This is a genomic window from Frankia sp. RB5 (assembly GCF_059816245.1).
In genome coordinates, this window is record NZ_JCBATA010000046.1 from 51,801 (window position 1) to 63,840 (window position 12,040).

Below are 12,040 nucleotides of genomic sequence, written 5' to 3' on the forward strand. Positions count from 1 at the left end.
GCACGCCTCGCGGGGCCGGTCCGATGAGCGACGCCGCGTTCCTGCCCGGCCCGTCCGGCGGCGCCACGGCCCCAGGTCGCGGTTCCGGTGGCCCGCAGCAGCACGATCTCGGGCATGTGCGGGCCTTCCTGCGGCTCGTCGTCATCGAGCACTCGGTGTTCGCGCTGCCGTTCGCGTACATCGCGGCGCTCGCCGCGTGCTTCGAGGTGTCGCGTTCGGTGCACTGGGCGGATCTCGCCCTCGTCACCGTCGCCATGGTCGCCGCCCGGACGTTCGCGATGGCCGCGAACCGGATCATCGACCGGGCCATCGACGCCCGCAACCCGCGCACGGCGCGGCGCGAGCTCGTCACCGGCGCGGTGTCCGTGCGCGCCGCCGTGGTCGGCTCGACCATGGCGCTGGCCGTCTTCCTCGCCGCCGCCGCCGCGCTGTCGTGGCTGTGCCTCGCCCTCGCCCCGATCGCCGTCGCGCCGCTGGTCGTCTACCCGTACGCCAAACGCTTCACCGACTTCCCGCACGCCGTGCTCGGCATCGCCCAGGCCGTCGCCCCCGTGGGCGCCTGGATCGCGGTGACCGGCCACTGGTCGTGGGCGGCGTTCGTGCTCGGCCTCGCGGTCGGCAGCTGGATCGGCGGGTTCGACCTCATCTACGCCTGCCAGGACGCCGACGTCGACCGGCGGATCGGCGTGCGGTCGGTGCCGGCCCGCTTCGGGGTGCGCGGCGCCCTGATCGGCTCGACCGCCACCCACGTCGTCACCTTCGCGCTGTTCGTCACCTACGGGCTGATGCAGGACACGGGCGCCTGGTGGTGGGCCGGGCTCGCGGTGACGGCGGCCGCCTTCTGCTACGAGCACGCCATCGTCTCGCCGAAGGACCTGTCCCGGGTCAACCGCGCTTTCCTCACCGCGAACGGCTTCGTCGGCATCGCCCTGTTCGTCTTCGCCCTCGCCGACCTGCTCAGCCGCGGCCTGTCCGCCTGAGCCCGCAGCCAGGACGGCGACTCGCGGTGACGCAGCGCGCGACCGGCGCCCCGGCGCCGCGGGTGCCGTGGGTCGTCGGGGTCAGCGGCGCCAGCGGGACGCCCTACGCGGCCGCGGTGCTGCGTGGCCTGCTCGCCGCCGGGCTGCCGGTGGACCTGGTGTTGTCCCGGGCCGCGCGGCTCACGCTGCTCGACGAGACGGGCATCGCCTGGCACGACGCCGACTGGGCGCCGTCCCTGGCCACATGGCTCGCCGCCCCGTACGGCGGCCCCGAGGCCGGCGCGGCTGTGCCCGCCGACGCCGTGTCTGCCGACGCTGTTCCCGCCGACGCTGTTCCCGCCGGCGCCGTGTCCGCCGGCGCCGTGCGCGGGCTCGTCGCGGTGCACGCGCCCGGGAACCTCGCCGCCCCGCCGAGCAGCGGCTCCTACCCGACCAGGGGCATGATCGTCGTCCCGGCGAGCACCGCCTCCCTGGCCGGGATCGCGCTCGGCCTGTCCAAGGACCTGCTCCAACGATGCGCGGACGTGACCCTCAAGGAACGGCGGCCCCTCGTCGTCGTCCCCCGGGAGATGCCGTACACCGGGGCGACCCTGCGGCACATGCTCACCCTGCACGACGCCGGTGCCGTGGTGGCGGCGGCGAGCCCGGGGTTCTACGCCGGGGCGCGGGACGCCGCCGACCTGGTCGACTTCGTCGCCGGCCGGGTGCTGGACGCGGCCGGCGTCCAGCACGCCCTGTATCGCCGCTGGACCGGCGACCTCGGCGCCGCGCGGCGCCCGCGCTGAACGCCCATGGCCGGTCTCCTCTGGCCGAGGCGGCCCTCGGCCAGGCAGAGTGTCGGTGGAAGGCTCCGGCGCGGGGCCATGAGCTGGGGATCGAGGACGGCGATGGCGAATGGGGGGCGCGGGGCGCCGAAGGACCGGGCGCGCGGGGCGGGCCGATCGAAGCCGGCCGGAACGGGCAGCGGCGCGGCGGGGCGGTCGGGGCAGCCGGGGCGCGGGCGTCCGTCGGGGCCCGCCCGCCGGGAGGCCCCGGCGCAGCAGGACGTCGACCTGCGGGCGCAGCTGCCGTACTTCCTCGTCCGGCTGGCCGTCCTCGTGGTGATCACGGTGGTGCTCGCCCTGGTCGGGGTGAACCTGCTGCTCGCCGTGCTCCTCGGGTTCGTCGTCGCCGGCCTGCTGACCTGGCCGCTCGGGCGGATGCAGCGCCGGGCCGCGCGCCGCGCCTCCCACCCGGACGACGACGCCGACTGAGCTCGGGGGCGGCGTGACCCGCGGCCGGGCGGCTGTGACCGGTCTGCCCGGCCGGCCAGGCCGGTCCCGACGGGCCGGCGGGCTACGCTGGAAGCTATGGATGCTGGGCTGAAAAGGGAGATAGAGGCCAAGGTCACGGCGGGTGAGCGGCTCAGCCGCGCCGACGGCGAGGCGCTGTACGCCAGCGACGATCTCGTCTGGCTCGGCGGCCTGGCCCACGAGGTCCGCACCCGCAAGAACGGCGACCGCACGTTCTTCAACGTCAACCGCCATCTCAACCTCACCAACGTCTGCTCGGCGTCCTGTGCCTACTGCTCGTTCCAGCGCAAGCCCGGCGAGTCCGACGCCTACACGATGCGCATCGAGGAGGCCGTGCGCCTCGCCCGCGAGATGGAGCCGGCGGGCATCACCGAGCTGCACATCGTCAACGGCCTGCATCCCACGCTGCCGTGGCGGTACTACCCGCGGTCGCTGCGCGAGCTGCGCAAGGCCCTGCCCGGCGTGGCCCTCAAGGCGTTCACCGCCACCGAGATCCACTGGTTCGAGAAGATCAGCGGCCTGCCCGCCGACGAGATCCTCGACGAGCTCATCGACGCCGGCCTCGACTCGCTGACCGGCGGTGGGGCCGAGATCTTCGACTGGGACGTCCGCCAGCACATCGTCGGCCACGAGACCCACTGGGAGGACTGGTCGCGCATCCATCGCCTGGCCCACGCCAAGGGTCTGCGCACCCCGTGCACCATGCTCTACGGCCACGTCGAGGAGCCGCGCCACCGGGTCGATCACGTGCTGCGGCTGCGTGAGCTGCAGGACGAGACGGGCGGCTTCGCGGTGTTCATCCCGCTGCGCTTCCAGCACGACGCCGCCGGCGACCCGCGTAACCGGCTGATGAACCAGCCGATGGCGACCGGCGCCGAGGCGCTGAAGACGTTCGCCGTCTCCCGCCTGCTGTTCGACAACATCGACCACGTCAAGTGCTTCTGGGTGATGCACGGCCTGACCACGGCCCAGCTCGCGCTGAACTTCGGCGCCGACGATCTGGACGGCTCCGTGGTGGAGTACAAGATCACGCATGACGCGGACCGGTTCGGCACCCCGACCACCATGACGCGCGAGGACCTGCTCGCGATCATCCGCGACGCCGGCTTCCGGCCGGTCGAGCGCGACACCCGCTACCGGGAGATCCGCGCCTACGACGGCCCCGATCCGGACCGTCGCGAGGTCCCGTCCTCGATCGACGCCTGAGTTGGTACCGCCGATGACCAGCGACGAGGCCCCCGCCCCGAACCCCACCCCCGCTCCCACCCCGGCGATGCCGAGGCCGGCCCGACCGCCCGGGGCACCAGGCATCGGCTCGATCTTCGTGCTCGCCTTCCTGGTGATCCTCGTCCCCGGCGTGCTCGCCTACGTCGTGCTGGACTGGGCGGGGCTGCCGATCGGGGCGGCAAGCCTGCTGGGCCTGCTGGTGGTCTTCCTCGGCCTGGGGTTCTTCCCGACCGTGCTGCGCCGACTCGGCTGGGTGCCGACGAAGAAGCGGAGGTCCTGATGGAGTTGCGCAAGCGTGCCGGCGGTCAGCCCGGTGGCTCCGGGCCGGGTCTGCTCGGCATCAACGCCCGGTACTTCGCCATCCGGGCGGTGCTGTTCGGCGTGGTGCTGGCGGTCGTGCTGCTGCTCGGCCTCGGCGGCCTGCTCGCGTTCGTGCTGGCGCTCGCGGTCAGCGGGCTGCTCAGCTATCCACTGGCGCTGCGGCAGCGGCGAGCGGTGATCGACGTGATGGAGAACCGTCGCGGCGGGCGGAGTTGAGCGGCGAGGTCCGGCCCCGGGTCGGCCACATCCAGTTCCTGAACTGCCTGCCGCTGTACTGGGGCCTGGTGCACTCCGGCGCCCTGCTCGACATCGAGCTGACGAAGGACACCCCGGATCGACTGAACGAGGCGCTCGTCGCCGGCGATCTCGACATCGGCCCGATCAGTCTGGTCGAGTACCTGCGCCACGCCGACGACCTGGTCGTTCTGCCCGACCTCGCGGTGGGCTCGGACGGGCCGGTGCTGTCCGTCGTGCTGAGCGCGGCGGTGCCGCTGGCCGAGGTGCGCACGGTCGCGCTCGGGTCGACGTCGCGCACCAGCGTGCTGCTCGCCCGGATGCTGCTGGAGGAGCTGCACGGCCTCGCGCCCACCTACGTGACGATGCCGCCGGACCTGCCGCTGATGCTGCGCGAGGCCGACGCGGCCGTGATCATCGGCGATGTGGCGCTGCGGGCGACCTACGAGGCGGAGCGTGGTGGGACGGATCATCCACTCGGCCTGATCGACCTGGGCGCCGCGTGGCGGGAGTGGAGCGGCCTGCCGATGGTCTTCGCCGTGTGGGCCGCCCGGCGGTCGTTCGCCGAGCGACATCCGGGCGTCGTCAAGGAGGTCCATGACGCCTTCCGCACCGGGCTGGACCTCGCCCTCGGCGACGTCGACCAGGTGGCGACGCGCGCGGCCCGGTTCGAGGTGTTCGACCCGGCGACACTGGCCCGCTACTTCACGACCCTGGACTTCCGGCTCGGCGAGCGGCAGCAGGCCGGTGTCCGCGCCTTCGCGGCCCGGGCGGCGCGCCGCGGCGACGTGCCGCCGCTGCGCGCCATGACGTTCGCCGACGTCTGACCGCCAGTCGCGAGCCGACCGTCAGACGGGTGGCTGGAACGCGTGGGACAGCCCCGCCGGCGGCGGCACCGGACGGTGGGTGTCGGCGGTGGCGAACCGGGCGATGCGCCCCTTGACCAGGGCGATGAGCCGGGGCGGTGTCGCCCGGCCACCCGGCGCGGTCAGGGACTCCTCCAGCGAGGCGGCGCCGTCGAGTCCGGCGACGGCCGGCTCGAAGGGCTCCGCGGGCTCGTGACCGGCGGCCGGGTCGGCGTCGACCGGCGGCGTCGCCTCGGGGACGCCGGGGTCGGCCGCGGCGCTGGGGACGGGCATGGACGGTCCGTCCGCGGGCCTCGCCGCCGGCTCGGGACCGGCGGCACCGGCACCCGGCGCGCCGAACTGCTCGAGCAGCGAGGCGATCATCCGCTCGTCCGGTCCGGTGAGCCCCTCCCGCGTCGGGGCGGTCGGGGTGGCCGGGTCGGGGGGCGTGGCGCAGGCTCGCCGGGCGGCCGCGTCGATGAGGCCGTTGACCGCGAGCGTCCAGGCACGTAGCCCCTCGTGCCCGGTGAGCTCGGTGAACACCGCCGCCTCCAGGCAGCAGGTGCTCGCGCCGGCCAGCTCGTCGACGTCGAGCAGTGAGATGGCGAGCAGGCCCGCCAGGTGCCCGGCGAGCATGAACAGGCGGAACTGCTGGTGCGGCAACAGGGGCATGCGCAGCAGGTTGTCGACGACGCTCTGGTGGTCGAGCACCCGGGCGGTGACGTCGGCCGGGTCGAGCCGGTCCGCCTTCGCGATGAGGTCGGCGACAAGCCGGTCGAGGTAGTCCAGCTCGCCGTCGGAGCGGCGGTGGTCGAGCAGGTCGGAGACGCGGCGGCGGGACTCGATCTCCGGGTCGGGCCGCCGGCGCAGCCGCTCGGCCCGGGCCGCGACGGCGGCCTCGCGCAGGTCGATGAGGGCACCGCCCGCCTCGAGCGCGGCGTCGACCGCCGCGATCACCGGCCGGGACGGGATGCCGCGGCTCGGCTGCTCCAGCTGGGCGATGTACTGGCGGCTGTAACCGGTGCGCCGGGCAAGCTCCTCCCGAGAGAGAACGCGTTCACAGCGACGCCGCCGGACCTCCGCAGGGAGCAGGTCTTCGGCGGTCGCCGTGCCATGCCGGCCTCGGCTCCGTTGCCGCATCTGTGACGTCCTTCCGCATGGCAGAGGTCGCCTCCCACCGAGGGAGGCTCAGCCTGAGGTGCGCCGCCTCTCGCGCCCGCTCGAGAGCCGGCAGGGATTCACTGGTAGTGATCAGATTACTCCATGGTGCACCCTTGTAGACTAGAGGCCAAAAGTCCCATACGCGAGCGGTTGCTTTGATTACTCTCTGTGACTTTGCGGCAGCCTGGGTGGTGGGCTATTGCTCATCGGAGTTTCTTGATCACGCAGTGGCGTGATGTCCGACTGCGAGCCGAGTCCCTGCCGAGATATTATGCCTCCTTTCTTGGGTTCTTGTTGGGAAACGGGAGGGGAGGCGTCGAACTACCGCCGAAAACTCCTGGAATCCCGGTAGATCCCCCGGCGGCCAATTCACGCGAGGGGCTAACGGACTGTCCCGTCGGGCCTGCGGCGCTTCGCCACGATCTGCGGGTATCAGTGGCATGACCGGCCTGGGTCATCCCCGGAAACCATCCTGAATGACGATGCGCGGGGCCGGGCGGGGCGCGTACAAAAGAATGGTGGATACCGGCCGTTCGGTGGACGCCCACACCGTCGGGCTCGGGTGGGACGGAGCCGTCGTCCCAGCTGCTGGCCCGGCCGCAGGGATGGCGCGTGACGGCGTCGGGGACGCTGTCGCCGCGTCGGGGCCGCCGGCGCGCCGGGTCGTCGTCGTCGACGACGCGGACGGCGTGCGCGACCTGCTCTGCCTCCTGCTCGGCACCGAGCCGGACTTCGTCGTCGTCGGCGCGGCCGCCAATGGCGTCGAGGCCATCGACGAGGTCGTCCGCACCGATCCGGACCTGGTCCTGCTCGATCTGGCGATGCCGGTGCTTGACGGCATCGGCGCGCTGCCACGGATCCGGCGGATCGCGCCGCGCGCGGTCGTGGTGATCTTCACCGGATTCTCCGAGGACGCGCTGCTCGACCGGGTGCTCGCTCTGGGCGCCGACGCGCTGCTGGAGAAGGGTCTGGCCACCGGCCCGCTGGTGGACCAGCTGCGCCGCCTGTGCGCCACCCGCCGACCGGCCTGACGCGTACTCGCCCAGCCTGGTTGTCCATATTGCCCATCGGTGCGCTAGACTTGGCGTAGCGCGCGGGCGGCGTGGGCCGTTCTGTGGTGGTTTGCGGCGCCGGTGTGCCATGCGCCGAGGTCATGGGGCTCACAACTCGCCCATCGAACGAACTTCTGTGGAAACATGGGGCCGTGGTCATGCGCGCCCTCTCCCTCGGGGCGCCGGTCTCGCGAGCGTCGGACCGTTCGGTCGGCGTCGCGTCCCGGCGCGGGGTAGCGCCGTCTCCCGCAGCCGCGTGCCTGGTGATTGAGCCGATGCTCGTCGCCCGTCTGCACGTCGACCTGCTGCGTGTCTCCAGCGCGGGCTGTCGCCGCTCCCGCTGACGTCCCGCTCTGCCGTCCCCTCTGGTGCGGCGCCGTGTCGACGGTGTCGCATTTCCCCGCGCGTCGAGAGATCTCTCATGTCTTCTCCTGCCCGTCCGGCCCGATCCGCCGCGCGCCCGTCCCGTCCCAAGGGGGCGGGCCAGTGGGCGTTGGGCTACACCGAGCCGCTCAACGCCAACGAGCGGATGAAGAAGGACCAAGGCGGTCTCGAGGTGCGCGACCGCATCCTCAACGTCTACCCGCACACCGGTTTCGACGGCATCGACCCGCAGGACCTGCGCGGTCGGTTCCGCTGGTGGGGTCTGTACACGCAGCGCCGCCCGGGCATCGAGGGCGGGCGCACGGCGGTGCTGGAGCCCGAGGAGCTCGACGACTCCTACTTCATGCAGCGGGTGCGCCTGGACGGCGGGCGGATGACCGCGGACCAGCTCCGGGTCATCGCCGACATCTCCACCCGCTACGGCCGTGACGTCGCCGACGTCACCGACCGGCAGAACATCCAGCTGCACTGGATCCGCATCGAGGATGTGCCCGCGATCTGGGGTGCGCTCGAGGGCGCCGGCATGACGACCGCCGAGGCCTGCGGGGACACCCCCCGGGTCATCCTCGGTTGCCCGCTGGCCGGCGTCGACGGCGACGAGGTCATCGACGGCACCGACGTCATCGACGAGGTGGTGCGCCGCTTCGTCGGCGACCCGACGCTCGCGAACCTGCCCCGCAAGTTCAAGACCGCGATCTCCGGCTGCGCCGACCACTGCACCCTGCACGAGATCAACGACGTCGCGTTCGTCGGTGTGGTCCACCCGGAGCTCGGCGCGGGCTACGACCTGTGGGTCGGCGGCGGGCTGTCGACCAACCCGCACCTGGGGGTCCGCCTCGGCGCGTTCGTGCCGCCGGAGCGGGTCGCCGAGGTCTGGCACGGCGTCGCCGCCCTGTTCCGCGACTACGGCTACCGCCGCCTGCGTACCCGCGCCCGGCTGAAGTTCCTCGTCGCGGACATGGGCGCCGAATGGGTGCGCACCACCCTGGAGAAGGAGTACCTCACCGCGGCCCTGCCCGACGGCCCGCCGCCCGCGCCTCCGCGCACCGAGGGCCGCGACCACGTCGGCGTGCACCGCCAGCGCGACGGCCGCAACGCGGTCGGCTTCGCCCCGCGCGCCGGGCGGCTCACCGGCACGACACTGCGCGCCGTCGCCGACCTCGCCGACCAGTACGGCCAGGGCCGCATCCGCGCCACCACGACGCAGAAGCTCGTCATCCTCGACGTCGCCGACGACGCCGTCGACGCGCTCGAGACCGCACTCGCCGCGCTCGACCTGGTGGTGCGCCCCAGCGTGTTCCGCCGCGGCACGATGGCCTGCACCGGCATCGAGTTCTGCAAGCTCGCGATCGTCGAGACCAAGGGCAACGCCCGCGACCTCATCACCCAGCTCGAGCGCCGCCTGCCCGACTTCGACGAGCCGATCGGCATCAACATCAACGGCTGCCCCAACGCCTGCGCCCGCTTCCAGGTCGCCGACATCGGGCTGAAGGGCTCGCTCGTCCCGAACGACGCCGGCGAGATGGTCGAAGGCTTCCAGGTCCACCTCGGCGGTCACCTGGGCACCCACTCGCGGCTGGGGCGCAAGTCGCGCGGTCTGAAGGTCACCGCCGACCGACTCGTCGACTACGTCGCCGGCCTGCTGGAGACCTACCAGGCGCAGCGCGAGAGCGGGGAGAGCTTCGCCGACTGGGCCCAGCGCGCGGACGAGGCGTCGCTGGTGTCCAGGCCCACACCAGCGTCCAGGCCCACACCAGCGTCCAGGCCGGCAGGCACGCCCGCCACGGCGGGCGGTGGCACGGGTGGCTAGTGGTGGCCGCGCGGTGCCCTTCTACTGCCCGTACTGCGGCGAGGAGGACATCGTCCCGCAGCCCGCGCCAGACGGCGTCGCCGGCTCCGGGCATGGGCACTGGGCGTGCCGGTCCTGCCGCCGCGCCTTCCGACTGAGCCTGACAGCACTGGCAGCCGCCACGAGCACGCTCGCAGACGGTCCCACCTCTCACGACGGTCCCACCTCTCACGACGGTCCCACCTCTCACGACCCCACCTCTCACTACGAGGAGACGAGCTGATGGATGCCGCGTTGAAGACCCGGGCGCTGCGGGCCGCGGAGGACCTCGAGGGCGCGCCCGCCGAGGAGATCCTCGGCTGGGCGGCCGAGGAGTTCGGGTCGAAGCTGGTCGTCGCCGCCTCGATGGCCGAGGCGGTCCTCGTCGACATGCTCGCCCGGATCCGCTCCGACATCCCGGTCGTGTTCATCGACACCGGCTACCACTTCGCCGAGACGATCGGCACCCGCGACGCGGTCGCCGCCACCTACGATCTGCCGATCATCAGCGTCCGCCCGCAGCTCACCGTCGCCGGCCAGGACGCCGTCCACGGCGCGGACCTGTACCGCACCGACCCCGACCTGTGCTGCCGGATGCGCAAGGTCGTCCCGTTGGACCGGGCCCTGGCCCCCTACCGGGCCTGGGCCGCGGGTTCCCGGCGGGCCGAGTCCGCCGGCCGCAAGAACCTCAAGGTCGTCGACTGGGACGCGCGCCGCGGCAAGGTGAAGATCCATCCGCTGGTGACGTGGACCGACGAGGACGTCGAGCGGTACGTCGCCGAGCACAACGTCATCGTCAACCCGCTGCTGTCCGACGGCTACGAGTCCGTCGGCTGCTGGCCGTGCACCCAGCGCGGCGCCGGCCGTGCCGGCCGCTGGGCCGGCTCCACCAAGACCGAGTGCGGCATCCACTGACCCGTCGTGTGACCGTCATGGGGCCACGCGCGTGATCTCCTGCTGCCCGAGGTGAACAGATACGGTGCACGCCGTGGCGGACGGGCGAGGTGTCGGTGAGGTTTGGCTGGTCGGAGCTGGTCCGGGGGATCCCGGCCTGCTGACGGTGCGTGGTCGCGAGCTGTTGTCCACGGCGGATGTCGTCGTCGTGGACCGGCTGGCCACGGCGGTCCTGCTCGATGCGGCACCGCCTGACGCGGAGATCATCCACGTCGGCAAGAGCCCGACGGCTCGCTCCTGGGGCCAGGAGGAGATCAACACCGTCCTCGTCGACCGCGCCCGGGCAGGGGCACGAGTGGTGCGGCTCAAGGGCGGCGACCCGTACGTCCTCGGCCGCGGCGGCGAGGAGGCGGCGGCCTGCGCCGAGGCGGGCGTGCCCTGCGGCGTGGTGCCCGGGGTCACATCCGCGCTCGCGGTGCCGGCGCTGGCCGGCATCCCCGTCACCCATCGCGACGTCGCCCAGGAGATCGCCATCGTCTCCGGGCACCTGCCACCCGGCCATCCCGAGTCGACGGTTGACTGGACGGGGCTCGCCGAGTCCAGGGCGACCATCGTCATCCTGATGGGCGTCGCGCGGCTGATGGCGATCGCCGACACCCTGCTCGACGGCGGCCGGGCCGAGGACACCCCCGTGGCGGTGATCGAGCGGGGCGCCACACCGGCCCAACGGATCCTGCGCACCACCCTCGACGCCCTGGCCGTCGACGCGATCGCCGCCGGCGTCCGCTCACCCGCGGTGATCGTGGTCGGCGAGGTCGCCGCCCTCGACAGGGCCGCGGCGAGCATGGAGGCTCGCCCGCTGGCCGGCGTGCGCGTTCTCGTCGCCCGCACCCGGCCGCGGGCCGGTCTGCTGGCCCGCCGGCTGCGCGCGCTCGGCGCCGACGCGGTCGAAACCGTCGTCGCCCGGCCCACCCCCACCCCCGACGCCGGCCGGGAGCTGCTCGCCGCCCTGCCCGACGCGACCGGCCTGCTGCTCGCCGACCCGGACGAGGTCACCGCCGTCGTCACCGCCCTGCGCCACGCCGGCACCGACGTGCGAGCGCTGGCCGGCCTCACCCTGATCGCCGCCCGCCCCGACGTCGCCACGTCACTGGACGCCGTCGGCCTAGCCTCCGTGCCCCTCAACCCGGCTAGGCCCCCCGATCAGGGTCTCTCCATTGGCGCGCCCGTGCTGGTCGCGGGCGCGGCCGAGGTGCCCATGGGTGGGCCGTGGACGCTACGGCGGATCAGGCTGCTCATGGATGAGACCGCGGACGCCGACCCCCGCATCGCCGAGGAGCTACGCCACGGCGACTTTGACGTCGCCGCCTTCGCGTCGTCCACCGCCGCCCGCAGCACCGCGGAGTTGTACGGCCCGCTGCCTCCCGACCTGCTCGTCGCCGCCATGGGCCGGCGCAGCGCCGAGGCATGCGAGGCCGCGGGCATGCGGGTCGACATCGTCCCCGCCGAGCCCGGCGTACACCCCTTGGCCGGCGCCGTCGCCGATTTCATCACCGCCACCCGGGTAGCCCTCCAGGAGCCCGGCTCCTAGGCCCGCAACGGCACGCGATGAACCGCCGGTGATCAGTCCTGTGGTTGTGGTGGCGTAGGCGGCTCCTCCAGGCAGGTCGCGAGTTTGGAAGGCAGGCCCTAGCCTCCTTCTTCGCCTTCTTCGTCGAGGTTGCGGATGAGTGCGTCGAGGTCGTGGGTGGTGAGGGTGGGTGGTGTGGTGGTGATGGGGGTGCCGTCGGGTCGGGTGGCGTGGATGGTGTTGTGGGTTGAT

General features: G+C 73.1%; 13 protein-coding genes. 12 read left to right on the forward strand and 1 reads right to left on the reverse strand.

Features of this window, described 5'->3' with window-relative positions; translation table 11 throughout:
- The first annotated feature begins 23 nt into the window (after nt 1-23).
- From mqnP to AC6EXY_RS22575, 7 genes are all read left to right on the forward strand, one after another.
- Nucleotides 24-980, forward strand: a complete 957-nt coding sequence (gene mqnP / locus AC6EXY_RS22545) for a menaquinone biosynthesis prenyltransferase MqnP (RefSeq protein ID WP_101829989.1) — start codon at nt 24-26, stop codon at nt 978-980.
- Between the two features lie 26 nt (nt 981-1,006).
- Nucleotides 1,007-1,765 (forward strand): UbiX family flavin prenyltransferase, encoded by a 759-nt coding sequence (locus tag AC6EXY_RS22550; protein ID WP_499818044.1) that lies wholly within the window; start codon nt 1,007-1,009, stop codon nt 1,763-1,765.
- 102 nt (nt 1,766-1,867) lie between these two features.
- On the forward strand, nt 1,868-2,233 hold the full coding sequence (locus AC6EXY_RS22555) for a DUF4229 domain-containing protein (RefSeq protein ID WP_499818043.1): 366 nt from the start codon (nt 1,868-1,870) through the stop codon (nt 2,231-2,233).
- A 96-nt stretch (nt 2,234-2,329) separates the two neighbouring features.
- On the forward strand, nt 2,330-3,478 hold the full coding sequence (gene mqnE / locus AC6EXY_RS22560) for an aminofutalosine synthase MqnE (protein ID WP_101833854.1): 1,149 nt from the start codon (nt 2,330-2,332) through the stop codon (nt 3,476-3,478).
- Nucleotides 3,479-3,491: 13 nt separating this feature from the next.
- Nucleotides 3,492-3,779 (forward strand): hypothetical protein, encoded by a 288-nt coding sequence (locus AC6EXY_RS22565; RefSeq protein WP_499818042.1) that lies wholly within the window; start codon nt 3,492-3,494, stop codon nt 3,777-3,779.
- On the forward strand, nt 3,779-4,036 hold the full coding sequence (locus AC6EXY_RS22570; RefSeq protein ID WP_101832288.1) for a hypothetical protein: 258 nt from the start codon (nt 3,779-3,781) through the stop codon (nt 4,034-4,036). Before AC6EXY_RS22565 ends, AC6EXY_RS22570 begins: the two co-directional genes overlap by 1 nt.
- The gene (locus AC6EXY_RS22575) at nt 4,033-4,881 is read left to right on the forward strand and encodes a menaquinone biosynthetic enzyme MqnA/MqnD family protein (protein ID WP_101832289.1); all 849 of its coding nucleotides are present in this window, start codon (nt 4,033-4,035) and stop codon (nt 4,879-4,881) included. The genes AC6EXY_RS22570 and AC6EXY_RS22575 overlap by 4 nt, the downstream gene beginning before the upstream one ends.
- Before the next feature lie 21 nt (nt 4,882-4,902).
- On the opposite strand, the gene AC6EXY_RS22580 is transcribed toward AC6EXY_RS22575, so the two are convergent.
- Complete coding sequence (locus AC6EXY_RS22580) at nt 4,903-6,039, reverse strand: helix-turn-helix domain-containing protein (protein ID WP_101832290.1); 1,137 nt, start codon at nt 6,037-6,039, stop codon at nt 4,903-4,905.
- Nucleotides 6,040-6,536: 497 nt separating this feature from the next.
- Between AC6EXY_RS22580 and AC6EXY_RS22585 the strand changes: the two genes are divergently transcribed.
- The 5 genes from AC6EXY_RS22585 to cobA all read left to right on the forward strand — a co-directional run bounded on the left by AC6EXY_RS22585 (nt 6,537) and on the right by cobA (nt 11,809).
- Entirely contained in the window at nt 6,537-7,091 is a 555-nt protein-coding gene (locus tag AC6EXY_RS22585) for a response regulator (protein WP_499818041.1), read from the forward strand.
- 179 nt (nt 7,092-7,270) lie between these two features.
- The gene (locus AC6EXY_RS22590) at nt 7,271-7,456 is read left to right on the forward strand and encodes a putative leader peptide (RefSeq protein WP_499842401.1); all 186 of its coding nucleotides are present in this window, start codon (nt 7,271-7,273) and stop codon (nt 7,454-7,456) included.
- 77 nt (nt 7,457-7,533) lie between these two features.
- A complete protein-coding gene (locus AC6EXY_RS22595) occupies nt 7,534-9,306 on the forward strand; it encodes a nitrite/sulfite reductase (RefSeq protein ID WP_101832293.1) in 1,773 nt (590 codons plus the stop codon).
- A gap of 261 nt (nt 9,307-9,567) precedes the next feature.
- Nucleotides 9,568-10,239: a phosphoadenylyl-sulfate reductase gene (locus AC6EXY_RS22600; RefSeq protein WP_101832294.1), complete on the forward strand. Its 672-nt coding sequence runs from the start codon at nt 9,568-9,570 to the stop codon at nt 10,237-10,239.
- 64 nt (nt 10,240-10,303) lie between these two features.
- Nucleotides 10,304-11,809 (forward strand): uroporphyrinogen-III C-methyltransferase, encoded by a 1,506-nt coding sequence (cobA, locus tag AC6EXY_RS22605; protein WP_499818039.1) that lies wholly within the window; start codon nt 10,304-10,306, stop codon nt 11,807-11,809.
- The last annotated feature ends 231 nt before the right edge of the window (nt 11,810-12,040 follow it).